A 25,843-nucleotide genomic window follows, 5' to 3' on the forward strand; every position below is an offset into this window, starting at 1 on the left:
AAGTGTTGGATTTCCAACAAGATGATGTGTTTTTTGTTACATTTATTCCCTGATTTCAACCAATGTTCCTACGTATGGATTTTAAAGCTTTTAAGGTATCCAATGATGTTAAGCTAGCCTTGTACCGCGCCATGCTGAAACCTCGCATGATCGAGGAGAAAATGTTGATTTTATTGCGACAGGGAAAGATTTCCAAATGGTTCAGTGGTATCGGGCAGGAAGCGATTTCCGTAGGAGTGGCATTGGCCATGCAGAATGAGGAATATATCCTTCCCATGCACCGCAATCTGGGAGTTTTTACCACAAGAAACATTCCCATACACCGACTCTTTTCCCAGTGGCAAGGGAAAATGGGCGGTTTTACCAAGGGCAGGGACCGCAGTTTTCACTTCGGCACGCAAGAATTCAAGATCATTGGGATGATATCCCATTTGGGACCCCAAATGGGTGTGGCAGACGGCATCGCGCTTGCGCATAAACTGCGAAAGGAGCCAAATGTAACCGCTGTCTTTACCGGGGAAGGTGCTACCAGCGAGGGTGATTTTCACGAAGCCCTGAACATTGCCGCCGTTTGGGAATTACCCGTTCTGTTCTGCGTTGAGAACAATGGATATGGGCTATCCACCCCAACCAACGAGCAATATCGCTGCGAACATATTGCGGATAAGGGAATAGGGTACGGCATGGAATCCCATATCATCGATGGAAACAATATTCTGGAGGTTTTTTCCAAAGTAAACGAACTGTGCATTGATATCCGCAAGAACCCCAGACCCATTTTACTGGAATTCAAGACCTTTCGTATGCGCGGGCATGAGGAAGCGAGCGGCACCAAATACGTGCCCGAGGATCTCATGGAAACCTGGGCGGCGAAAGACCCCTTGGAAAACTATACCAAATACTTAATGGAAACCGGTCTGTTGACCGAAACCATGGAGGCATCTTTCCGTGAGGAAATTACACGTGAAATTGACCAGAATCTGCAAATGGCCTTTCTCGAGGAATCGATTTCAGCCAATATAAGTAATGAATTACATGATGTGTATCAAAAATTTGATTACAAAGAAGTTACACCCTTGATTCATAAACGAAATATCCGTTTTGTAGATGCTATTTCCCAAGGTTTGAAATCGGCTATGGAAAAACATGACAACTTGGTCATCATGGGTCAGGATGTAGCCGAATACGGCGGGGTTTTTAAGATTACCGACGGATTTGTGGAGGCCTTTGGAAAGGAACGAGTGCGGAATACTCCCATCTGTGAATCCGCCATCGTCTCAACGGCCATGGGGCTGTCCATAAATGGGATGAAATCGGTCGTTGAAATGCAATTTGCGGATTTTGTCAGCAGCGGTTTTAATCCAATCGTCAATTATTTGGCCAAAAGCCACTACCGATGGGGAGAAAAGGCCGATGTGGTTATTCGCATGCCCTGCGGGGGCGGGGTGGGGGCAGGACCCTTCCATTCACAGACCAACGAAGCCTGGTTTACGAAAACCCCAGGGTTGAAAGTGGTGTACCCGGCGTTCCCTTCAGACGCAAAAGGACTTCTGGCCACTGCCATCGAGGACCCAAATCCAGTGCTCTACTTTGAACACAAAGGGCTGTACCGTAGTGTCTATGAAGATGTCCCCGTTAATCCCTTTACGATACCTTTTGGAAAGGCCAATTTATTGAAATCCGGGAGGGATATCACCATCGTTACCTATGGTGCGGGGGTGCATTGGGCCTTGGAAATCTTGGAAAGGCATCTGGACATCAGTGCAGACCTGCTTGACTTGCGTACTTTGCAACCCTTGGATACGGAGGCTATTTATGCATCGGTACGGAAAACAGGGAAACTCCTTATCCTACAGGAAGATAGTCTTTTTGGTGGAATTGCCAGTGATATTTCTGCCTTGGTCACAGAAAACTGTTTTCATTATCTGGATGGGCCCATTAAACGGGTTGCCAGCTTGGATACCCCCATCCCTTTCAATAATGCCTTGGAACAACAGTATTTGGCCAAATCTAGATTTGAACAGGAACTCCTGGATTTGATGGCCTTTTAGTGTTTCGGTCAACAAAAAATGGAATCGAGCGAAGCTAATTTGATACTTCTACAAATATTTGTGGGTATTAAATCGTTATAGGCCTAAATACATCCAAAAACTTATTTGGTAACGTATATAGGGTAATCTTAAAAACAATGCTATTTATGAAAAAAGCAATAGTTCTTACGGGGATTTTCGCAATGATGCTATCCTCTTGTTCCATTTCCAAGGACGCAAGGTCCAAGCGCAACCTGCTCAGTGGTACCTGGTCCTTAAACGATGTTTCCTTTGAAAACAATACCGGTAACTTTAAGGCGGTCCTGTTCAACGATGTTGAAGATATCTGTCTTGAAGGAAGCGAGTGGTTCTTTAGGGACAACAACAGCACCGGAAGGTATACTATTTCCCCATCTACCCTTTGCAACGGGGGAGATCGCTATATTAGATGGTCTGTTGTGGAGCGTGCGGAAAACTATCAGAGTCAATTACAGTTCAAGTTTATTGACGAAAGGAACAAGGACATCTCCGGAGGTTTGGGCTACCGACTTAACATTGAAAGCCTTACGGAATCTACAATGACCTTAAAATCCAATGTACAGGTAAATGGAGAACCCGTTACCGTGGTGTACGATTTTACAAAGAAATAAATCCCCAATTTTTAAAAACAAACAGATGAAATCTAGATTATTAAAAAATACAAGTTATGTTTTGGCTTTGGCCATGGTTATGAGCTGTAGTACCGTCAAAAATGCCAACAAGACCCAAAAAGGTGCCGCAATTGGTGCTGCGGGAGGTGCCGTAATAGGTGGTGTCATTGGAAACAACGTTGGAAGCGGAAACAACACTGCTTTGGGTGCCATTTTAGGAGCCGCTATTGGAGGTGCTGCGGGTGGTTATATCGGCAACCGTATGGATAGGCAAGCGGAACGTATCGAAGAGGAAATTCCAGGTGCTGAAGTGAAAAGAGTGGGCGAGGGAATCAACGTTACCTTTAATGAAGATGCCGGTGTGTATTTTGACACCAATAAATCCGATGTTAAGGGAACTTCCGCCGCCACTTTGGATAAATTGGCCAGCATTTTTAAGGAATATCCTAAATCCAATATTTTGGTGGAAGGCCATACCGATAGCGCAGGATCCGACGAATACAATATGAAGCTCTCCGAACAACGTGCTACTTCAGTGACGAATTATTTGGTGGCAAAAGGTATTGACCCCTCCCGATTTACGACCAAATGGTACGGGGAGAATCAGCCTGTAGGCGATAACAATACGGTTGAAGGCAAGGCCCAAAATAGAAGGGTGGAATTGGCCATTGTTGCAAGCGAGGAATTGAAGGAAGAGGCCGTACAACAAACGAAAGGATAAATCCCGGAAAGATCAGAAAGCTGTTTTAAAATCATTTCCACTGTCAGGTCGAGCCTTTCGTTTTGCTGCGCAAGGTGCATTCAAAGAAAACATGTTTTCTTTTCACCCAATGCTCAAGATAAACTAAAGTCGAGACCTAATTTTGGCGTATGTCAATTATAATAAACTCTTGACTGCGTTCGATGTGACATATGAATCGAATTTTGACTTTTTAGTCACCCTAAATACTTTAGCGGTTACCCCGCAACAAGCTGCGAAGCTTTTTTTTACAAATAAACTACCTCGGGGCAAGCCCACGAGGCACTCGTAGGAAACAATTTTTTAATTACAAGGTAACCCTGGGAATATTAAACCCTTTGGCGATGCCAATAAATCCCTGCCTTGTGCGGGGATTATTTTTGGATTGCGTACTTTCAGGATGTGAACGATCATCAAATAGGCATCGTAGGGGGTGGTTTGGCTGGATTAACAGCCGCCATTGCGCTTTCCCGTTATGGATATGACATCGCGGTTTTTGAAAGCAATCCCTATCCACATCATAAAGTTTGTGGCGAATATCTTTCCAACGAAATCCTTCCGTATTTGAATTCACTTGGGGTCGACCTTATAGCATCGGGCGGTAAGCCCTTAAGCCGATTTGAAATTAGCAGCAATCAGGGTAAAATTGCAGCGTGCCGACTTTCCTTAGGTGGCGTGGGTATTAGCAGGTATGCGCTGGATAATCTCTTGTACGAGACCGCCAAGAGCCAAAAGGTTACCTTTTATTTTGAAAAGGTACAGAATATCCGGTTCAATGGAAATAGCTTTACAGTCGAAAGCCGAGATAGATCGGTGGTTGCCCCCATTGTAATCGGTGCATACGGAAAACGATCGGGGTTGGATAAAGCCCTGCACCGTTCCTTTATCCAAAAAAAAACCCATTGGTTGGCGATAAAGGCGCATTATGCGTATCCCGAATTCCCCGATGACCTCGTAGCCCTGCACAATTTTAAGGGTGGTTACGGCGGACTTTCAAAAACGGAGAAGGGCCATGTCAATTTTTGTTATTTGGCACGATATGATGTATTCAAGGAGTTCAAGGAAGTATCGGCATTCAATGAAAAGATTGTTTCCCAAAATCCGCATTTAAAGCATTTTTTAGGAAAGGCAGAACCGGTTTTTGAACACCCTCTGAGCATCGGTCAGATTTCCTTCGAAAGAAAGAAACCCATCGTAAACAATGTGCTCATGAGCGGCGATACGGCGGGATTGATACATCCACTCTGCGGTAATGGTATGGCAATGGCCATTCATGCGGGAAAACTGGTCTCAGGGTGCGTGCACGGTTATTTCAACGGAACCTATAAATGTCGAAGGGATATGGAGGAAGCCTACCAAAGCTCTTGGAACACCCATTTTAAGCGTCGGTTGTTGTATGGACGTTATTTCCAAAAATTATTGTTGCAAGATCATTTTTTGAATTGGGGCATTCCCACCTTTGGGCGGTCTGAGGGACTGCTCCAACAAATGATTATCAAAACCCACGGAAAAATGGTTTCGCCATGATGGATATATCGGTACGAAGTAGACAAAAAGAACAGTTGGACGACTTTCAAGGTTCCAGAAAGGAGTTGGGAGTCATGTTGGAAGACATCAATAGGGTAAACCGACTGTTAGGGGGTATCAAAATCACCTCAAACGCCGTATTCAGGATGATTCGGGAACATAAAAAAGAATCGTATACGATTTTGGACGTTGGTTGTTCCGATGGTGACATGCTCAGAAAACTAGCCTTAAGTGCCAGGAAGTCGCAAATCCCTATAAATTTCATCGGTCTGGACCTCAATAACGATGCATTGGAACTCGCCAAAATAAAATCCGTGGATTTCCCTGAAATTTCCTATCTCAATCGGGATGTATTCACCTTGAATTCCATCGAAGTGGATATCGTCATCACCACCTTGACCCTGCATCATTTTAGCAATACCAATATCCCTATATTTTTGGAAAGGTTCGTTAATATGGCCCATATCGGTGTAATTATTAACGATTTACAGAGAAGTCGGCTCGCCTATTACCTTTTTAAGGCATTTAGTGTTATTTTTATTAAAACGGAAACCGCCAAAAATGATGGATTAATTTCCATTTTAAGGGGTTTTAAAAAGAAAGAATTGCAAACCTTTTCCGACCAACTAACAAATGTACAGCATCAAATTTCGTGGAAATGGGCCTTTAGGTACCGTTGGATCCTTAAAAAGTGCGTCTAAAATATATGAATAGTACCAAGATTGTGACCGTTTCCAAGGCTTTGCCCGCGTATTCAAGCGAAACCAAGGACATCATCCCGTATGTAAACGAATGGCTTAAGGACCAGGAAGAGCGCTTTCGAAGAAAAGTCGTGAAAATATTTGAAGGAGCGGCCGTGGACAAGCGCTACGGCATTATGCCCGTAAAAGATGTATTTACGGCTACATCTTTCGAGGAAAAGAACCGTCGGTATGCCGCTGCGTCCAAGCAATTGGGGAGCGAAGCCTTACAATCGGCCCTGGAAACCGCGGGGTGGTCGGCAGACTCTCTCGACTATATCATCACAGTAAGCTGTACGGGTATCATGATTCCTTCCTTGGATGCCTATTTGATAAACGAACTGGGATTGCGGCAGGATGTCGTCCGACTCCCTGTAACTGAAATGGGCTGTGCGGCCGGGGTATCGGGATTGATCTATGCCCATAATTTTTTACGTAACAATCCCAATAAACGCATCGCCTTGGTAGCGGTCGAAAGTCCCACGGCTACCTTTCAATTGGACGATTTCTCCATGGCCAATATGGTAAGTGCCGCTATTTTTGGGGACGGTGCGGCCTGTGTTTTGCTTTCTTCCGAAAAGGAAGCAGTTGGTCCTGAAATTAAGGGCGAGGAAATGTTCCATTTTAAGGACGCGACCCACCTTATGGGATTCGATTTGGTGAATACCGGACTCAAAATGATATTAGATCCCGCCGTACCCGAAACAATTGCAACATATTTCCCGCATATCGTCCATCCTTTTCTTGAAAAATACGGGAGTAGTATCGAAAAGGTGGACCACTTGATCTTTCATCCCGGCGGACGTAAAATCGTGCAGACCGTTGAGGAACTTTTTGGTAGTTTGGGGAAGAATATAGACGATACCCGCGAAGTACTCCGGTTGTACGGAAATATGAGCAGCGTCACGGTTTTATATGTGTTACAGCGCTTCTTGGATAGGGGTTTGACCAAAGGTGAGCAGGGTATGGTACTCAGTTTTGGTCCCGGGTTTTCGGCGCAAAGGGTATTGTTAGAATGGTAAATATTCAAAATAGCATGAGTAAAGATTGGGCATTGATATTGGGAGGTAGCAATGGGCTGGGCTTGGCGACCGCCAAAAAATTGGCAAGACACGGTTTCAACATGATCATAGTACACCGGGACAGACGTACGAACATGGATGAAATCGAGCGGGACTTTCAGGAAATATCGTCCCTAGGGGTTCAGTTCAAATCCTTCAATAGGGACGCAATTCAACCAGAAAAGCGAGAGGAATTACTTTCGGAAATAGCAGCTTTCCTGCCGGAAGGACATAAGATCAAGGTGTTGGTGCACAGTATCGCCAAGGGAAATTTGAAACCTATGCACGCCGAAAGTGAGTACGTGCTTACGCATCAGGATATTGAAATCACCTTTGAGGCCATGGCCCTGAGCCTGTATGATTGGACCAAGGAATTACACGAAAGAAAGTTGTTCCATGAGGATACCAGGATCATTTCCTTTACCAGTGAGGGCAATACAAAGGTGATGCCGGGCTATGGGGCGGTTTCCGTGGCAAAAGTCGCACTGGAGGCCCTTACACGAAATATCGCCTTGGAATTCGCCCCGGCAGGCATCAAGGCTAATTGTATCCAGGCCGGTGTGACCCACACCAAGTCCCTCGCCATGATCCCCGGGTATGGAAAACTGATGCAACATGCCTTGAAGCGCAATCCGCAGGGCCGACTCACCACCCCCGAGGATGTCGCGAATGCGGTCTATTTATTGAGTATGGATGAGGCAAAATGGATAACGGGGACCGTCCTAAAAGTGGATGGGGGAGAAAGTTTGGGATAGCATATGACGCACCAGGAAATCTTACGATTGCTACCCTACGAAAAGCCATTCTTGTTCGTCGATGATTTATTGGAAGTCACGGAGGACGGTTCAAAAGGCACCTTTACCTTTGACAGGAATCTCGATTTTTATAGGGGACATTTTAAGGAAAATCCTGTGACACCGGGCGTTATCCTCACGGAGTGCTGTGCACAGATCGGGTTGGTCTGTCTGGGAATCTTTTTAATGCGGGAAGAGGAACTGGAGAAGCCAAATATACTGATAGGTATGAGCAGTTCTGAAATGGAATTTTTAAAACCTGTTTCCCCCGGTGAAAAAGTGACCGTAGAATCCAAAAAAATCTACTTCCGGTTTCAAAAATTGAAGTGCGAGGTACACATGTACAACGCCAATAAGGAATTGGCCTGCAAGGGAACGGTATCGGGCATGCTAAAAAAATCAGCACATGGGTAGAAGAGTCGTCATTACCGGATTGGGCGTTTGTGCTCCCAATGGCGTTGGGCTTCCGGATTTCACCGAAGCCCTGCACATGGGAAAAAGCGGTATTCGCTTTCAATCCAGATTGCAGGCCTTAGGATTTGGCTGCCAAATCGCGGGGGAACCGCTCATCAAGGACAATCTGTTGGAAAAATATTTCACCCCGCTGCAATTACGGGGACTCAACGCCTCCGGATTGGTGTATGGTGTCATTGCTGGCAGGGATGCGTGGGCCGATGCAGGCCTAAAACCCAATACCGGGGCCAGTCCCAACTGGGACCAGGGCATCATTTTCGGTACAGGCATTTCCGGGGCCGATAAATTTCGGGATGCCATTTACCAAGTGGACAATAAGGAGGTACGGCGTTTGGGAAGTACCACGGTGGTGCAGACAATGGCTAGTGGCATCAGTGCCTATTTGGCGGGCATGTTGGGCTGTGGCAATCAGGTTACGACGAACTCCTCCGCTTGTACCACCGGTACGGAAAGCATCCTGATGGCCTATGACCGGATTGTATCGGGGAAGGCCGAGGTGATGCTCTGCGGAAGTTGTAGCGATAGCGGACCGTATATTTGGGGCGGTTTTGATGCCATGCGCATTTTGCCTCGGGATTATAACGAGAACCCCGGTGCAGCGAGCAGGCCCATGAGTGCTTCGGCACAGGGCTTTGTTCCGGGCAGTGGGGCAGGGGCTTTGGTGCTGGAATCCTTGGAAAGCGCCCAAAAACGAGGAACCAGAATCTATGCGGAAGTATTGGGAGGCGAGGTGAACAGTGGCGGTCAGATAGGCGAGGGGTCCATGACGGCGCCCAATGGCGAGGCGGTACGGCGATGCATTCAAAAGGCCGTCCAAAACGCCGGTATCCGACCCAAGGAGATCGATGCGATCAACGGCCATTTGACGGCTACGATTAAAGATGCCATGGAAATTTCCAATTGGAGCAAAGCCTTAGGGTTACATGGTGGCGGATTTCCCTATATAAATTCTTTTAAGGGAATGATAGGTCATTGTTTGTCCGCCGCAGGAAGTATTGAATGCGTCGCAAGTATACTGCAAATGGAGCAAGGGGTACTATTCGGCAACGTGAACTGTGAGGATGCCCATCCAGAAATAACCAAAATCATTGAAAAGGACAGAATTCCCCAAAAAACGATTCCATACCGACCAAAAATTATCGCAAAGGCCAGTTTTGGTTTTGGGGATGTCAATGCGTGTGTTATTTTTAGTTCCTTGAATCGGTAGAAACAACTAATTGAAAAATGCAGGAAAAAGAAAAGTACCAAAAATTAAAGGACATCATTCAGGTATATCTACCTTCGGATGTATCGGTAGATGACATCCAGCCCAGCAGTAATTTTATTTCGGAACTGAACATTAATTCGGCGAATTTGGTGGATATCATTCTGGATGTAGAGGATGCCTTCGACATCCGTCTGGAAAACGAGGATATGAACCAAATGCAGACCGTTGCCGATGCACTTCATATCATCGACAGCAAATTAAACGGCTAGTTTTATGGAAAGGTTTCTCCAATATGCAAAGATGAAGTTCAAAGTAGACAACAGGCTTATTCTTTTATACTGCTTGGTATATTTAGTATGGGGCTTGGGCATGAATTGGTTCGGCACTGTAATGGAAATTGCCCGCTTTACCTATTGGTGGCAGGTAATTACTTGCTATATCCTATACATGGTGCCCATTTCGCTTTTGCTAAGAAACCGACCCTTCCATGAACAGTACGCCTACGGACTGATCGCCATGGGATTTTTGGAATTTGGTGGCTATGCCCTGCAAACCTCCCATGCCTATCCGGACAACCTGTTGGATAAATTCTTTGGGGGACGCACGTTTGCATTGGGAATGGCTCTTTTCTTCGCGCTATATTTTCCTGCCGGAAATTGGCTGGTCGGCAAAATCTATGACCGAAAATTTCCAAAAACTTCCCAAAATAGGTAAGGATTTCAACTCCAATCCGGAAAACAAATCAATAGACCAGTTAGCTTTAAAAAGACGATTGGATTTTGGTATTTGGACTTTGGTATTTTATTTCTCCCAAGCACTTATCCCAATTCCATAAAATATCAATCCTTTTCAGGGATGTAGAGCGAAGCTAAAATTCCACCGATTAGGGAAACCGATATTACCGTAAGGGATACCCATTCCGGAAGATGTATGTAATGTGAAAAGAGCATCTTCAGGCCCACGAAGGCTAAAATTACTACCAGGCTATAATTGATATACCGGAACTTTTCCAGCATTCGGGAAATCAAAAAATACATGGAACGCAGTCCTAGGATTGCCAAAATATTGGAACTGAAAACTAGGAAAGGGTCGGCCGTAATCGCCAAAATTGCAGGTATACTGTCGAGGGCGAAAAGAATGTCGGTCAGCTCAATGACCATCAATGCAACAAATAGGGGAGTGGCTGCCCGTACGCCCATTTTCTTGATAAAAAAGTCGTGCCCCTTGATTTCGGAGGTAATTGGATACAGCTTTTTCAGGTTCCTAAAAACAAAGGATTTCTCTGGATGAAAATCCTCGTCATCGCCCCGTAGCATTTTAAATGCCGTATACAGAAGAAACACCCCAAAGACGTAAATGATCCAATCGAACTTAGTAATCAATGCTACCCCGAAGAAAATCATCAAAGCCCTAAACACAATGGCCCCCAGAATACCCCAAAAAAGTACACGATGCTGAAATACGGGCGGAATCTTAAACGATGAAAAAATAACCGCAATTACAAAGACATTGTCCACACTCAATGACAACTCGATTAAATACCCCGTAATGTATTTTAAGACCGCCTCGTTTGCGGTAAGACCGGTGGGATTATCCATCATCCCATTAGAAAACAACCAATAAACCACCCCACTAAAGGCCAAGGCTATGGTCACCCAAATGGCGGTCCAAATGCCCGCTTCCTTTGACTTTATGACATGGTCGTGTTTGTGGAAAACACCTAGGTCCAGGGCCAGAAAAACAAGAATACAGGCAAGAAAAATAATCCAGACTAACATACCAACGTATTTAAAGCGGTCGAAGGTACTAAATTATGTGGTTTTCTCCATTGACAAACGTCATATGAGGCCATAAAAATCCCATCGAGGGATTTATTATGGCAAGTGCAGGATTTGTACAAAATGAAATATTTAAAAGTCAAGCGATTAAGCTAATTCTAAACGAGTAAAAAAAGGGATGGATTCAAGTTAATATTTGTCGCATTCGCACCAAGGAATTTTCCATTTAGACCTTATCTTACTCACAGAAAAGTAAAACCATAAAACTAAAAAATGACGACAGTAGAACAGTTACAATTAGACAAAATTGCTAAAAACGATTACCAAATATATCCCTTGCTAAAACAGCGGTACAGTCCTAGAATATTTAGCGATCAAAAGCTTACGGAAAAGGATGTTAACCGACTCTTCGAATCCGTTCGTTGGTCTGCCAGTTCCTACAACCGACAGCCCTGGAGATTCATTTTCGCCCACAAAGGTTCGGAAGGATACGATAGGATTATGGACTGTCTGAGCGATTTCAATCAAAAATGGGCAGGAAACGCCCCATTTTTAATGTTGGCCGGTTTCAAAAAACATACGGATGAAGGAAAAGAAAACTTCCACGCCCTGCACGATTTGGGACTTTCCTTGGGAAATATGACCCTACAGGCAGAATATATGGGCATTGGGGTACACCATATGGCCGGGGTGGATTGGAAGAAAGCGCACGAAGTATTCAATGTTCCAGAGGGATTTCATATCGCCACGGCCATTGCCGTAGGTTTTTATGGAGGCGATTTGAACAATTTACCGGAAGATTTAAGGGAACAGGAAAGTGCGGAAAGAACGCGTATCGCACAAAATGAATTCGCCTTTGAAGGTGGATGGAAGTCGTAGCGCCATCACAACACAAAAAATGGCCGAAATCCAGATTATGGATTTCGGCCATTTTTAATTTGTGTCAACTCGTAGTGCTATCTCAATGATGCGTCTGCATTTTATCCTTTCGTTTCTGCAATTGTCTATGCAATTCCTCTACGGACTTTGCAATGGAAGCCTCAAAACTACCTGTACTGGCATCGGCGAAAATCCTTGGTCCAGGTGCACTTAGCCGTATATTACATATTTTTCCTGTTTCTGGAGAAGAGGTGTTTTCCTTTTTGAAGAAAACATCGGCCCTCACTATAAAATCAAATTTGTCCAACAGTTTTTCAAGTTTCTTCGCGGCCATAATCTCCAATCGATTGCTGGCCTTTACGTCGTCGTACTCAAAATTGATATTCATATGCTTTCTTATTAAATGTTTCGTTCAAATTACAAAATTCCTACAGGTTTTAGGTGCTGTTTTTAAATAATTCTGAATTCTAAATTAAATAATAGTTAAAGTATAATTAATGACCAAAATCATAGTCCCGTTATGGATTAATTTCGTAACTTATTGTATGAAAAATCCTTAAAAATAGTACATCATGACTACGGAATCCTCAAAAAAGACTACAAGTGTTTTGGACAGTAATTCCTGTTTGGTATGGCTGGACCGAAGTTATAAGGATTTGTTACAATGGAAGCGAACGTTGGAATCCTATCTCTTTGAACCTACTACCCAACGGCAGTTCGAACTGAAACAACGACTCACCGATGCCATGGAACACCTTTTAAACCGATACCGGGAACTGGCGACCGTGGCCAGAAATAATGGCAAACTTGTAGGAAACCAGGTCGAGCTAATTAAAAGCTATTTGGTTGAAACCCGAAAGTTGGAAGGTGGCGTACAGGAGTATATTGCAATGTTGCACCCGGCCTCATGATGGATAAAATGAAAGCCTATGCGTACATATTATTTTTTTTGGGAACGTTCCTGCTAATTAGTTGTGGAAGTGCTTCCAAAGTATCGTATACCCAGGAACAGCTAACTTCCTTCTCCAATTTCCTAAACGAAAAATCCTATAAATTTTTGGCGGATACCGCAAACCCAACCATGACCAATGGTGTTTCGGCCGTTGCCATGAGCGGCGCTTGGCCCCCAGGAGGCACCTTTTCGAACATATTACTACAGGGTAACAACAATTACATGACGGTAAAGGGGGATAGTATTTCTGCCGATTTACCCTATTTTGGGGAACGCCAAATGGGTGGGGGGTATGGCTCTAATACCGGTATTACCTTCAAGGGCATCCCTACGCATTACAAAGAGGAATTCGATGCCTCCAAAAACGAAATGAGGATCGTGTTTACCATTTCGGATAAATTGGAAACCTATCAGGTAACCCTCAGTGCCTTTCCCAATAAAAAGGCCACCCTCATTATCAACAGTTCCCAACGCTTTCCCATTCGCTATTTGGGCGAATTGAAGGAATTGGAAGCGGAAGCATCGGTTCGCCGATAATAGCTACATTTATATTTAAAGCATCCGATAGAATAGTCAAAGTTTCTTATGGCAATCCGGGCGCTGTCTAAAATGAAAAAATATTTCGGGCTGGGAGTCGGGAATTTAAACGTATTCATTTTAAGACATACCCACTTAGCCCAATGGAACATACGCTTGGAACACTCATTATTTATCAGGCCCATTAGTGGCGAAAAACTTAAGAAATGCCTTCAAAATGCATGCTTTCGGGTAATTTTTGGCCAAATCCTGTTAAAATACGGTGAAAATCAGGATGTTTTGGCTAATTTTTCGTCGAACCCTTTTGAGAATACTACCTTTGCCGCTTATTGAAAATTAAAAGAATTTATACGATGAGTAAAGTAAAGGAAGGTGATTTGGTACGCGTACATTATACGGGAAAATTGGAAAACGGACAGGTGTTCGACAGCTCCTTGAACAGGGAACCGCTTGAAGTGAAGTTAGGGCAGGGGAGTCTCATTCCCGGTTTTGAAAAAGGTTTGCTAAATATGGAACCCAACGAAAGGAAAACAATCGTCATCCCTAAAGAAGAGGCCTATGGTGAAAAGAAGCGGGAACTTTTTCAAAGTGTGCCCAAAGCCAATTTACCGGAAGGAATGAAGCCTGAAGTAAATATGGGCTTGGTGGCGACCAATGCAGATGGTACGGAGCGCCAGTTACGCGTGGCAGAAGTAAATGAAAACGATATCATCGTTGATGGCAACCATCCCTTGGCAGGGGAAGACCTAACCTTTGAACTGGAATTGGTCGAGATAAAATAGTATTTGCTTTTTTAAAATATAAAACCGCCCAAGGGGCGGTTTTTTTGTTGCAAATTTCCCAAGATACGGATTATCAAAATATCCTTTATATTTGATTGTACCTGACCATCTTCCAGAGGGAATGAGACAGATTTTATTACAATAATAACCAACACCTAAAGCCATTTTCCTATGAAAAGAGCACTATGTAACTTCTTGAGCCTAATAACTGTTTTTTATTGCCTACATGGGCAACGCAAACAAAGTAGTACGCCAAAATTGACCGAAAAATTATACGAGTCAATGACCTATAGGAACATTGGACCTTTTAGAGGAGGACGCTCCACAACGGTTACAGGAATCCCTGATGATATTTTTACGTATTACATGGGCGCCACGGGCGGAGGTGTCTGGAAAACAACCGATGGCGGCACTACCTGGAACAATATATCGGACGGATTCTTTAATACTACAGGTATTGGTGACATTACGGTTGCACCGTCCGATCCCAATATCATCTATGTGGGTACGGGCGAATCGCCCGTGCGGGGCGTAAAGACTTCCCATGGGGACGGTCTCTATAAATCGACTGATGCCGGAAAGACCTGGAAACATATGGGACTTGAGAAAACAAGGCACATTAGCGATGTGTATGTGCATCCCACCAATCCCAATAAGGTCTATGTGGCCGCGCAGGGAAATCCTTGGGGGCCCAATCCTGAAAGGGGCGTTTACTTGTCCGAGGATGGCGGTACAACCTGGGAGAAAATACTCTTTGTAAACGAGGATTCAGGAATCGTCGATATGACCGTAGATGTCACGAACCCGGATATCATGATGGTGGCTTCCTGGGATTTCCATCGCAAACCTTGGGTAGTGCACAGTGGGGGACCCGGCAGTCGAATTTACAAAACCACCGATGGGGGCAAAAACTGGAAGGAAATCACAAAGGGATTACCGGAGCTTAAGGGTAAAATGGGCGTTGCAATTTCTCCGGCCGATCCCAACATCGTCTACATCGCAATTGATGCCTTGGGAGATAAGGCCGGGGTTTACCGTTCCGAGGATGGGGGAGAATCCTTTGTGCAAACTACCAATGATGCCACTACGTATGCCCGTTCTTGGTACTACATGCATATTATAGCCGACCCGAACGATGCCGATGAAGTTTGGGTCATGAACAGCTTTGCCATGAAATCCATTGATGGGGGCAAGACCTTTGAAGGAAATCCCGGTAGTCATGTGGACCATCATGACCTTTGGATAAATCCCCATAATAGCGACATCATGATCAATGCCAATGATGGCGGGGCTTCGGTGACCTACAATGGTGGAAAAACATGGTCTACGCTTAACAATCAGCCCACCGGCCAGTTTTACAGGGTTATCACGGACAATGGTTATCCATATCGCGTATATTCCGGACAGCAGGACAATAGCACCATTGCCATAGATAGTAGGGTTATGGACGACGGAATAGGGGAAATGCATTGGGATGTGATGCGTGCGGGGGAATCCTCCACCGTTGCGGTGGACCCCAATAACCCTCGATATGTGTACTCCACATATTTTGCAAGCAACTTCGTAGAGTGGGACAGGAATATCGACAATACCCGGATGGTGATGCCATACCCGACGAGGGTTACGGGGGAACAGCCAAAAAATTTAAAATATCGCGCCAATTGGAACGGGCCCGTAATCGTATCGCCGCATAATCCATCCGTCATTTATTACGGCTCGCAATACGTTATGAAATCTACCGATCGTGGGGTAACCTGGAAAGTCATGAGCGAAGACCTTACCCGAAACGATAAGGAACATCAAGGGAAAGGAGGGGAGCCCATCAGCAATGAACAGATAACGGCAGAGAGCTACAACAATTTATTCAATATTGAGGAATCTCCGTTGGTCGAAGGTGTCATTTGGGTAGGCTCTGACGATGGGCTTGTGCACCTAACACGTGATGGTGGAGAAACCTGGACCAATGTGACACCAAAGGGCCTGAAGGAAAGTATCATCAACGTGGTGGAACCTTCGCCCCATGATCCCGCTACTGCCTACATTGCGGTAACAGGCTATAAACTGAACGATTTTACGCCCTATATCTTTAAGACCAACGATTACGGTGCCACTTGGGAGAAAATTGTAAACGGAATTCCCGGGGATACCTTTGCCCGAACGGTTCGGGAAGATCCCGATCGAAGGGGATTGTTGTATGCCGGAACGGAAACGGGCATCTTTGTTTCTTTCGATGATGGCGCCAATTGGATGCCGTTACAGAACAATTTACCCGAAGTACCCATCACTGATCTTAGGGTACAGCGTAAGGATCTGGTGGTGGCAACACAGGGGCGTGCCCTTTGGATTTTGGACGATTTGACTCCGTTGCATCAAATTTCGGAGACGGTAGCGCAAGCGGATTCCTATTTGTATGATCCAAGGGATGTATTTACCGAATTATCCGTCGCCTATAGTACCGATGGCGGGTATGGTGAAAATCCGCCATCGGGTGTTCAAATTCACTATGTGCTGAACAAGGAAGTACCAAAGGAAACTCCTATGTCCTTGGAAATCCTGGACAAAAATGGGACTGTGCTCCATTCCGAAAGCACTAATAGGACGCCCGTTGGCTGCGATACCTTGATAAAGCCCCAATTGAAAAAGAAGGCTGGGGCGCATCGCTATCAATGGAACATGAAAATTGGAAGGTTTGATTGCCTAACCGAATTATATACTACTAATAGGGACCTTACGGCGTATAATGCCCCTCCAGGAGCGTATACGGTACGTTTGAAAGTAGGGGACAAGGTCCATCATCAGGAATTTAACATCGATATAGACCCCAGGTTGAAAAATAGTATCCCCAATGTGGAAGAGGCGTATATGGAACGAGATGCCATTTCAAAGTCTATCTATACAGGTGCTAAGGAAATGGCAAAAGGCGTGCGCGATGTGCGCTTGGTGCAAGAACAACTAAACCTTCTTATGGAAATGACCAAGAATGAAGCCGTGAAACAGGAAGGAAAGGAGTTGGACAGCCGCATCGAAACCTGGATCGAAGCCATTCTTCAAAAGGAGATGCGTACCTATCAAAGCAACTACATGTTCGAGGCTCGTCTGCTCATTAAGTTCAAGGATTTTCTGAACAGCATCGGCAAGGGCAATTTGCCCATGACACCGGGCGTTCGCGATGTAAGTGCCGATTATCTAGCGCAATGGGCCGTTTTGAAAAATAGGCTATCGGACCTCAAAGAAAAGGAAGTGCCCCAGATGAATGTGATTTTGAAGCAGGCCGGACTACCGGAATTGTACTGGCCCAAACCCTAAGTCTCTTTTTTGGCTCTGAAATAAAGTTACAGGCAAATTGGACGCACTCTAATTTTTTGTGTTTATTGATGAAAATTCCTGTCTAAATGTATGCTCAATCCATTTAACCCAAATTATGCATTAGGACTTCGTGATGAGGGTTCAAAATACAATAAACACAGGTGTTTTCTTAATTTTTGCATAGCATCGTTGTGGTTAAATTAAAAAACAGCTTAAATGGGGTAGTGACCTCATAGCTACGAAAAGTATCAATTCAGCTCATAAGCCCCATAAATATGGAAACGCCGGACATAGTATACCACCCACGCCGGGTTAAAGTGACCATAGCTGGCCGGACGAAAGTGACCCACCCTCGCCGGGCCAAAGTGGACCACCTTTTGGATTAGATCTATCTGTAAGAAGTCTAAGTGCTTTTTTTGTTAAAAAGCACCATGGCGAACAAGCAGATAGACATGCGAAAAACAAAACTGATTTACAAACTGTACACCTCCGGCACTAGCAAACGGAGGATAAGCCAACAATTGGGCATATCCCGTGTCACGGTCAGGAAGTACATCGAATTCTTCAAGCGGTACCGTTTTACGGCCTACGAAGTGGAGAAGATGACCCTGGAGGAACTCCACGGCCTTTTTAAGGACGGGCAAAAGCGCAAGAGCCAACGGTTGCTGACCTTAAGGCAGTACTTTCCCTATTTTGACAAGGAAATAAGAAAGACCGGGGTTACCCGACAGTTGCTCTGGGAGGAATATTATGCCAAGCATCCCGATGGCTTCAAGCTCTCACAGTTCAAGTACTGGTACGCCGAATGGCGCAAGGAGACCTCGCCGGTAATGCACATGGAGCACAAGGCCGGCGACAAGCTCTTTATAGACTTCACGGGGAAGAAACTCCACATTGTTGACAGGGACACCGGTGAACTGAAGGAACTGGAGGTGTTCGTTTGCATACTGGGCAGCAGCCAATATACTTATGTAGAGGCCTGTGCGAGCCAAAAACTGGAGGACTTCATCCGCTGCACCGAAAACGCACTATGGTTCTACGGCGGCGTACCAAAGGCCCTGGTACCCGACAACCTGAAGTCGGCGGTCACCAAGAGCAGCCGTTACGAGCCCAAGGTCAACGAGGTCTTCGCCGACTTTGCCGAACACTATGAAACGGCGGTACTGCCCACACGTACCTATAGGCCAAGGGACAAGGCCATAGTGGAGAACGCCGTGAAGATAATCTACACCAGGGTGTTCGCCCCTTTACGGAACCAGGTCTTCCATAGCATGGCCGATATCAACATGGCGATAAGGGAACTGTTGGAAAAACACAACGCAATGCCGTTCAGGGGAAGGGAATATTCCAGGCGTTCACTTTTCATGGAAATCGAGAAGGGCGAACTGATGCCGTTACCGGCGAAACGCTATGAGGTAAAACGATATGCCCAGGCCACCGTACACAAGAACAGCCATATCTATTTTGGGAAGGACAAGCATTATTACAGCGTGCCCTACAGGCATATAGGCAAACAGGTCAAGCTGGTCTATACCGACAACATCGTCGAGATCTACCATAAGCACGAAAGGTTCGCCGTACATACAAGGGACAGGAAAAAATACGGCTATACCACCTTGGCCGACCATATGCCCTCGCACCACAGGTTCGTAAGCGAATGGAGCAGTGAAAGGTTCATCGATTGGGCGGGCAATATCGGTGGACACTGTAAAGGGTACATCATTGCCATCCTGGAGAAGAAGCAACACCCGGAACAATCCTATAAGTCCTGTCTGGGCGTGCTCCACCTTGCCAAAAAGTACGGAAGGGGACGTCTTGAGAATGCGTGCAAACGTGCCTCGGAATATGGTGCGTACAATTACAATATGGTCGAGCGCATCCTGAAAAAGGGATGGGACCAGATCGATGAACGTATGGACGGGGATATGGAAATGCCCGAGCACAACAACATAAGGGGAGGAAAATACTACGAATAGGAACAATACTTAAAAACAGAACATATGAACGAAAAAACAATGCAATTGATGAAAGAAATGAGGCTCTATGGAATGCACAGGGCCTTCACCACAACAATGGAAACCGGCGGTCCGTCCACCGGTTACACCAACGATGAACTGATCGCCTATCTCGTCCAGAGCGAATGGGACGACCGGCACAACCGTAGGATAGAGCGATTGACCAAGTCCGCAAGGTTCAGGTATACGGCCGTCATGGAAGCTATCGACTACCGACCGTCACGCCAACTGGACAAGAACCTGGTCCGGCGACTAGGCTCTTGCGACTTCATCCCAAAAAGGGAGAACATACTTATTACCGGTAGTACCGGTGTGGGGAAAAGTTATCTGGCCTCGGCCATCGGCCACCAGGCATGCTCCATGGGGCGAAAGGTCATGTACTTCAACACGGCCAAGCTCTTTACCCTGCTCAAGACATCAAAGGCCGATGGTTCCTATCTCAAACAGATAAACAAACTTGAAAAACAGGACTTGCTCATCTTGGACGACTTCGGCCTTAAACCGTTGGACAACATCAACAGGCACGCGCTCATGGAGATCATCGAGGACCGACATGGACAAAAATCGACCATAATAGCCTCTCAGCTACCTGTATCAAAATGGCATGACATAATAGGCGAAAAAACACTGGCCGATGCCATACTTGACCGTTTGGTGCACACGGCACACAGAATCGACATAAAAGGAGAATCAATGAGAAGAAAATTGAAAAATAAAAACTAAGTTTAACCCACGGATAGATCAAATCTGGGCAGTTCGTTTACCCTGGTCAGTTTCATCCGGCGAAGGTGGGTCACTTTACCCGGCTTATCCAATAAATACAAGGGTTGGTAATTTAGCATAATCCTTAAATTGTCAAAAAGTCAAAAATGGAAGACAATTTAAGCACAAACTGGTTTATAAGTTACGACGAAGCAGAACTACTTAAAAACAAGAGATACCCACATAAACTGGCATTTGCACTGCAGTTAAAGAATTATTCGGAAACCGGTGCCTTCATATCGAAAGAAAAGGACATAAGATCTGATTTGATCGATCATCTCTGTACCCAATTACATACGAATCCATCGATTTTGAAAGATTATAATTGGATGTCAAGTACGGCCAAAAGGCACCGTTCAGAGATTCTGATGTTCTTAAAAATTGGACGTCCAGGCGCAGTCGACCAACAAGAATTGAGATTTTTGATGTGCGACCAATTGTTCCCGACAGGCATCCAAAAGGAAGAGGCGAACGATCTTGCCAAAAAATGGTATTTCGAGAAAAGGTTAAAGTGTCCTCCGGAAAATGCCCTTTACAGAGAAATAGCGTCTGCCTTTGCCGACTTTGAAAATAAGCTGTTCACCCATGTTGCCTCACTTTTGGGAAGAGGAACGACTGAACTGTTCGACCGCTGCCTTAGAAGTGAACCACATGAAAATGGTTCGTTCACCTGGATTCGTTCCGACCCTGGCCGTACCAGTCTAGCTACCATTCTCAGCGAACTGGACAAATTGTCGTTTATCGAGGACTGCGGATTGCCCGCAAAAGAAATCGGCGGGATACATCCCAAGATTCGGGAAAGGCTTTACAAAAGGATAGCCTCCGAGTCGGCCTGGGAAATAAGGCGGCACCCACCATACATAAGGGATACCTTGATGTGCATCTTTCTTTATGTCAGAAGGCAGAAAATCATCGATGACCTTGTGGACCTGTTCATCCTCCTAGTGGGAAAGCTATCAAAGAAGGCGAAAAAGAAAGTGGAGACCGTATTGGTAAAGGAAATGAAACGGGTCTATGGCAAGACGACACTTTTGGCACGAATTGCTAAGGCATCATTGAAAGACCCTAAAGGCACCATCACCAAAGTAATATTTCCAATTGCCAGCAAAGCGAAACTCTCCGATATCGTCAAAGAGCACAAATATTCCGGAAAGGGTTTTAAAAATGAGATACACAACTTGGTGCGTTCCAGTTATTCCTCCCACTATCGGAGAATGGTGCCACAGATATTGGGCAGTCTGACCTTTAGGTCAAATAATGATTCACACGCGCCCATCTTGGATGCCATCGACTGGCTCATGGAGAACCCAGTACACAACTCAAAGTTTTCTCTTGCCGATGGTTCGGTTCCCACATCGGATATTATCAGGCCCAGTTTTATAAAACTTATCAAAGGGATGGGCAAAGGTGATATGGACCGAGTGGATTATGAAATAGCCGTCCTCGAAGCTTTGAGAAAACGACTTCGGTGCAAGGAGATATGGGTGGAAGGGGCGGATAAATACCGTAATCCCGATGAGGACGTTCCCATGGATTTCAATATTAACAGGAAATTCTACTATGACCGGTTGGGCGTTGAGAACGACCCGGCAGAGTTTACTAGCGGACTGAAGGAAGAAATGGAGACCGCATTGAGAATGTTGAACGAGAACCTGCCATCCAACAAATATGTAAGGTTAAGGCAGTCGGGAGTTAAGAATATCGTACTCTCTCCCTCGGATCCTCTCATGGATCCACCTAATATAAGTGCGCTCAAGGGAGAGGTCCAATCCAAATGGCCAATGACCTCCCTTTTGGATATACTTCGCGAGGCGGACAGTTGGTCCAGCTTTACAAAATCGTTCAAAAGTGTGAGGACTTCGGAACGGTTGTCGCCCGAACAGCTCAGGAAAAGGTTGCTTTTGGTGCTCTACGGCCTTGGAACCAATATGGGGCTCAATCGTCTGGCATCGGGCAACCAAGTCAGTTACAAGGAGCTCCGCCATGTCAAGAACGCCTATATCCATAAGGATTCCCTGCGTAGGGCGATCAGGGAAGTCGCCAATGGGACATTCTTGGTCAAGGACACCAAACTTTGGGGCGAGGCCACCACCTCATGTGCCTCGGATTCAAAGAAGTTTGGTTCTTGGGACCAGAACCTGATGACGGAATGGCACATAAGGTACGGGGGAAAAGGTGTAATGATCTATTGGCATGTCGACACCCGCTCAACCTGTATCTATTCCCAACTGAAGAAATGCTCCTCCTCTGAGGTGGCAAATATGATAGAGGGGGTGCTCAAGCACTGTACCGATATGAAGGTTGAAAAACAGTTTGTGGACACCCATGGCCAGAGCGAGGTCGCCTTTGCCTTTTGCAGGCTATTGGGGTTTGAGCTGATGCCAAGGTTGAAGAGCATCGCCTCACAGAAACTTTACCTTCCGGATATTTCCCTAAAGAAAGAGCTCAAAAACCTTTTGCCCATACTAAATAGGGGCATTAAATGGGAAATCATAGAAAGGCAATATGATGAAATGGTAAAATACACCGCCGCCCTGGAACAGGGAACGGCCGACCCCGAATCGATTTTGAAAAGGTTCACTAGGGGAAACGAAAGCCATCCGATCTACAGGGCCCTTCAGGAATTGGGGAAGGCCGTGAAAACGATATTCCTTTGCCGTTACTTGGCCGATGAAAATGTTCGGAGGGAAATACACGGGGGCCTGAACGTGATAGAGAATTGGAACTCTGCGAACGGTTTCATCTTTTTCGGAAAAAGTGGAGAGGTTTCATCGAACCGTTTGGAAGAGCAGGAACTGTCGGTACTGGCATTACATCTGCTCCAGAACTGCCTGGTCTATGTCAATACACTTATGATACAACGTGTGGTGGCCGAAAACGGATGGATGGAAAGATTTGACAAGGAAGATTATCGTGCATTGAGCCCATTGATACATGCCCATGTGAACCCCTATGGAAAGTTTGAGTTGGATATGGACAAAAACCTTGGACTTGCTGTATAGGTCGATTATCTCTGTGCCAAAAAAGGTTCGTTTTATGACACTACAACGGTTTTGTATAAGAACCGTTTAAATGGTTTTTATACATTGTTGGCAATAGTTTTTTATTCTGTCTGTTTGAATTCTTTGCTAATCGAATAATCACCTTTATAAACGATCCCGAAAATGCCAATATCTTTAATCTTTAGAGGATCAATTTTAAATGGATTTTCATTTAGAATTGTAAAATTGGCAATCTTATTCACTTTTAAAGAACCAATTTCATTTTCTAAGTTTAAGGTTCGTGCAGCATCAATAGTAATAGCCTTCATAGCATCAAAAACAGAAATTCTTTGATCTTGTGAGAATTTACTTCCCTGAGAGGTTTGTCGGTTCACCGCGGTCCAAACAAGGGTTAATGGTTCCACTGGAGCCATTGAAAAGTCTGAATGAAATGAAAGTGGAATATTTTGATCTGTTAGAAGTTTAAGTGCTACAAGATTTTCAGCACGGTCAGAACCAAGCCCAAACTCTGAATATTTATCGGCTAGTGCCCAAAGATAATATGGATTTACAGAAGCTTCTATGCCCAGATCAGCCATTTCACGAGTCATTGATTCATCAAAATATCCCATATGATGAAGAGTTAGACGATGTTCTTTCCTTGGACTGGTTTTCTGTGCCTTTTTTACTAGATCAATAACCATTTGTTGCCCTAGATCTCCGTTTGAATGGACATGAATTTTATAATCATTATTCCAATACATCATGAGTTGCTCTTCGAATAAATCCAGTGGGGTCATCCATTCTCCATGATGCCCATCCGTGTATCCATCTTTCATTTGCATGAGTTGAGAATAAATGGCACCGTCTGAAAATAGTTTTACCTGTTTGGGTAAAAACTTAACATTTAACCTGTTATAAGATCGTACAGTGTCCAAGGTTCTCATAAATGCCATGGCTTCTTCATTGCCACCTTTCATTCCATATAACTGGGTGCCACTTGGAATCAAATACACATCATAGGGAGGATTATTTTCCATTTCCTTCATGAGCAACTTTAGTTCTCCATCAAAATCAGAGCTCGGAAAGCCTGGTTCTGCAATAGTTGTGATACCATTCTGATGTAACAATTCACTCATAGTGCTGAGACCTTTGAGATAGCTGTTTGGCTCAAGCAAGATGGGAGCCATCTTAGGGACTAGTGCAAGCCACCCTCCTTCAAAAAAATGACCTTTACTCCATTCTACCTGAGGGTTATCTTTAAAATCACTTTCCTTGATGCCTAATTTGGCAATCGCAGCATCATTTAAATAAATTTCGTGGAAAGAACGGTGTATGATTCCAACAGGTTGATTTCCAGCAATTGTATTAAGAAGGCCTTTCGATAGTTCTCCATGCCAAAGTTGATGATACCCCCAGATGAAATACATTTGATCTGGGAAGGCATTTGATTTTATAGATTCGCTAATTCTACTGCGATATGCTTGTTCGCCTTGGACACCTTTTTTGGTTCCGGAAGGTAATTTCCAATCGTAAGGAGCAATGATTTCGTTTTGAAGCATGATGGCAGCCAGAGAAGGGTGCAAATGAGGTTCAATAAAACCTGGCATGAGCGTCTTGCCTTCCAAATCAAATTTTGTTGCATTTTTATACCGGTTTTCAGCTGTTTTTAGATCTCCTTCAAAAATAATTTTTCCATTAGCTTCTACTATGGCTTCCAAATACTGTGGACTTTCTCCTTCCATCGTGATGATGTCTCCATTAAAATAGATTTTGGTCGATTCATCTGAAGCATTTGAGTCCTTACTTTTTTTCGAAGAGTCGTTGCACGAAGAAAAAATTATGGCACTAAGGATTAAAAATAAAAAGGTTAATTGTTTCATGCTTTTATAATGTTATAATTATTGCCAACGTATTTCGGCTAAAAATCAGTTGTGGTTGATTAAGCTACTAAAATAGCAAATAAAAAATTAACATTCGCACATTAGGCATTTTTCCGAAGGAAAAATGACGTAACAATTGTTTTTAGGCATTGTTAGCTTTAGCAATTGCCGATTTGAGTAAGCAGAATTAGATTGTGTTTCAAATTGTTTTCACAAGAGTAAAGTCAACCGCAAAGCTTTAAAATTCAAATTATTTAGCTTTTTTCAGATTTTGAAATGAATAAAATTTCGTAACGTTTATTTTCTCAGTTTTATTGGAATTAAGATTCCGTAACAAAAGTCAGAAGTCAATTTGTTTTTTAGATAATTTTTTTTGGTTGCAATTTTTGTTTTCCGCAATACAAGTCAAAAGTCAGCCGTAATTTTTGTCAAAAATCAGTTGTTAATTCTCAATTTTTTCAGTCAGAATTTTTTTGGTCAAATTCAGAAGTCAGTTTTGATTCGAAATCAGTTTAGTATTTTTAAACAACTTTTTCAGTCGTGAGTTTTGTCTTCCGCGATTGTTGAAGCCAACGGTTTAGGCTATGAGTATTTGCGTGTATTAGAATTTAACTTTGGAAATACAACCAAACTGAAAATCCGAGAGGATTTTCAGAAGTAGGTGGGACTAAGCAATTACTTATAGCATCTATGTAAAAGCAGCGTGTCCTTTATCTTTAAAGTTCTCTAAAACAAAAAGATATGAA

22 protein-coding genes are annotated in these 25,843 nt (G+C 44.4%); 19 read left to right on the forward strand and 3 right to left on the reverse strand.

Features of this window, described 5'->3' with window-relative positions; all coding sequences use genetic code 11:
- Window positions 1–74: 74 nt before the first annotated feature.
- The 11 genes from FEK29_RS09740 (at window position 75) to FEK29_RS09790 (ending at window position 9,936) form a co-directional block, all read left to right on the forward strand.
- Window positions 75–2,051 (forward strand): alpha-ketoacid dehydrogenase subunit alpha/beta, encoded by a 1,977-nt coding sequence (locus FEK29_RS09740; RefSeq protein ID WP_240042720.1) that lies wholly within the window; start codon window positions 75–77, stop codon window positions 2,049–2,051.
- A gap of 146 nt (window positions 2,052–2,197) precedes the next feature.
- Complete coding sequence (locus tag FEK29_RS09745) at window positions 2,198–2,680, forward strand: lipocalin family protein (RefSeq protein WP_138258230.1); 483 nt, start codon at window positions 2,198–2,200, stop codon at window positions 2,678–2,680.
- A 25-nt stretch (window positions 2,681–2,705) separates the two neighbouring features.
- Window positions 2,706–3,401: an OmpA family protein gene (locus tag FEK29_RS09750; protein ID WP_138258231.1), complete on the forward strand. Its 696-nt coding sequence runs from the start codon at window positions 2,706–2,708 to the stop codon at window positions 3,399–3,401.
- Between the two features lie 420 nt (window positions 3,402–3,821).
- Window positions 3,822–4,946, forward strand: coding sequence for an NAD(P)/FAD-dependent oxidoreductase (locus FEK29_RS09755; protein ID WP_138258269.1), 1,125 nt, complete (start codon window positions 3,822–3,824; stop codon window positions 4,944–4,946).
- Window positions 4,943–5,647 (forward strand): methyltransferase domain-containing protein, encoded by a 705-nt coding sequence (locus tag FEK29_RS09760; RefSeq protein ID WP_138258232.1) that lies wholly within the window; start codon window positions 4,943–4,945, stop codon window positions 5,645–5,647. The genes FEK29_RS09755 and FEK29_RS09760 overlap by 4 nt, the downstream gene beginning before the upstream one ends.
- A 5-nt stretch (window positions 5,648–5,652) precedes the next feature.
- Entirely contained in the window at window positions 5,653–6,708 is a 1,056-nt protein-coding gene (locus FEK29_RS09765; protein WP_138258233.1) for a type III polyketide synthase, read from the forward strand.
- Window positions 6,709–6,722: 14 nt separating this feature from the next.
- Window positions 6,723–7,502: an enoyl-ACP reductase FabI gene (locus FEK29_RS09770; protein WP_205123412.1), complete on the forward strand. Its 780-nt coding sequence runs from the start codon at window positions 6,723–6,725 to the stop codon at window positions 7,500–7,502.
- A 3-nt stretch (window positions 7,503–7,505) separates the two neighbouring features.
- Window positions 7,506–7,955: a 3-hydroxyacyl-ACP dehydratase FabZ family protein gene (locus FEK29_RS09775; RefSeq protein ID WP_138258235.1), complete on the forward strand. Its 450-nt coding sequence runs from the start codon at window positions 7,506–7,508 to the stop codon at window positions 7,953–7,955.
- The gene (locus FEK29_RS09780) at window positions 7,948–9,222 is read left to right on the forward strand and encodes a beta-ketoacyl-[acyl-carrier-protein] synthase family protein (protein ID WP_138258236.1); all 1,275 of its coding nucleotides are present in this window, start codon (window positions 7,948–7,950) and stop codon (window positions 9,220–9,222) included. The genes FEK29_RS09775 and FEK29_RS09780 overlap by 8 nt, the downstream gene beginning before the upstream one ends.
- A gap of 17 nt (window positions 9,223–9,239) precedes the next feature.
- Window positions 9,240–9,491 (forward strand): acyl carrier protein, encoded by a 252-nt coding sequence (locus FEK29_RS09785; RefSeq protein ID WP_138258237.1) that lies wholly within the window; start codon window positions 9,240–9,242, stop codon window positions 9,489–9,491.
- Window positions 9,492–9,495: 4 nt separating this feature from the next.
- Entirely contained in the window at window positions 9,496–9,936 is a 441-nt protein-coding gene (locus tag FEK29_RS09790; RefSeq protein WP_138258238.1) for a hypothetical protein, read from the forward strand.
- 125 nt (window positions 9,937–10,061) lie between these two features.
- Here the strand turns inward: FEK29_RS09790 and FEK29_RS09795 are convergent, their stop codons facing one another.
- A complete protein-coding gene (locus FEK29_RS09795; protein WP_138258239.1) occupies window positions 10,062–11,000 on the reverse strand; it encodes a TerC family protein in 939 nt (312 codons plus the stop codon).
- 273 nt (window positions 11,001–11,273) lie between these two features.
- Between FEK29_RS09795 and FEK29_RS09800 the strand changes: the two genes are divergently transcribed.
- Entirely contained in the window at window positions 11,274–11,879 is a 606-nt protein-coding gene (locus FEK29_RS09800; protein WP_138258240.1) for a nitroreductase family protein, read from the forward strand.
- 82 nt (window positions 11,880–11,961) lie between these two features.
- Here FEK29_RS09800 and hpf read toward each other — a convergent pair whose 3' ends face one another.
- Entirely contained in the window at window positions 11,962–12,267 is a 306-nt protein-coding gene (gene hpf / locus FEK29_RS09805; protein WP_138258241.1) for a ribosome hibernation-promoting factor, HPF/YfiA family, read from the reverse strand.
- 184 nt (window positions 12,268–12,451) lie between these two features.
- Here hpf and FEK29_RS09810 point away from each other — a divergent pair, with 184 nt between their 5' ends.
- The 7 genes from FEK29_RS09810 to FEK29_RS09845 all read left to right on the forward strand — a co-directional run bounded on the left by FEK29_RS09810 (window position 12,452) and on the right by FEK29_RS09845 (window position 23,235).
- On the forward strand, window positions 12,452–12,790 hold the full coding sequence (locus FEK29_RS09810) for a hypothetical protein (RefSeq protein WP_138258242.1): 339 nt from the start codon (window positions 12,452–12,454) through the stop codon (window positions 12,788–12,790).
- Window positions 12,787–13,368, forward strand: coding sequence for a DUF4251 domain-containing protein (locus FEK29_RS09815; RefSeq protein WP_138258243.1), 582 nt, complete (start codon window positions 12,787–12,789; stop codon window positions 13,366–13,368). The genes FEK29_RS09810 and FEK29_RS09815 overlap by 4 nt, the downstream gene beginning before the upstream one ends.
- 353 nt (window positions 13,369–13,721) lie before the next feature.
- Window positions 13,722–14,150, forward strand: a complete 429-nt coding sequence (locus tag FEK29_RS09825; protein WP_138258245.1) for an FKBP-type peptidyl-prolyl cis-trans isomerase — start codon at window positions 13,722–13,724, stop codon at window positions 14,148–14,150.
- Window positions 14,151–14,321: 171 nt separating this feature from the next.
- Window positions 14,322–17,456, forward strand: a complete 3,135-nt coding sequence (locus FEK29_RS09830; protein WP_138258246.1) for a WD40/YVTN/BNR-like repeat-containing protein — start codon at window positions 14,322–14,324, stop codon at window positions 17,454–17,456.
- Between the two features lie 452 nt (window positions 17,457–17,908).
- Window positions 17,909–19,432: an IS21 family transposase gene (gene istA / locus FEK29_RS09835; protein WP_240042721.1), complete on the forward strand. Its 1,524-nt coding sequence runs from the start codon at window positions 17,909–17,911 to the stop codon at window positions 19,430–19,432.
- Window positions 19,433–19,456: 24 nt separating this feature from the next.
- Entirely contained in the window at window positions 19,457–20,194 is a 738-nt protein-coding gene (gene istB / locus FEK29_RS09840) for an IS21-like element helper ATPase IstB (RefSeq protein WP_138258248.1), read from the forward strand.
- Between the two features lie 146 nt (window positions 20,195–20,340).
- The gene (locus FEK29_RS09845) at window positions 20,341–23,235 is read left to right on the forward strand and encodes a Tn3 family transposase (protein WP_116183696.1); all 2,895 of its coding nucleotides are present in this window, start codon (window positions 20,341–20,343) and stop codon (window positions 23,233–23,235) included.
- A gap of 101 nt (window positions 23,236–23,336) precedes the next feature.
- Here FEK29_RS09845 and FEK29_RS09850 read toward each other — a convergent pair whose 3' ends face one another.
- The gene (locus FEK29_RS09850; protein WP_138258249.1) at window positions 23,337–25,097 is read right to left on the reverse strand and encodes an amidohydrolase; all 1,761 of its coding nucleotides are present in this window, start codon (window positions 25,095–25,097) and stop codon (window positions 23,337–23,339) included.
- Window positions 25,098–25,843 lie beyond the last annotated feature (746 nt).

This window comes from Maribacter aurantiacus (assembly GCF_005780245.1).
GTDB lineage: Bacteria > Bacteroidota > Bacteroidia > Flavobacteriales > Flavobacteriaceae > Maribacter > Maribacter flavus.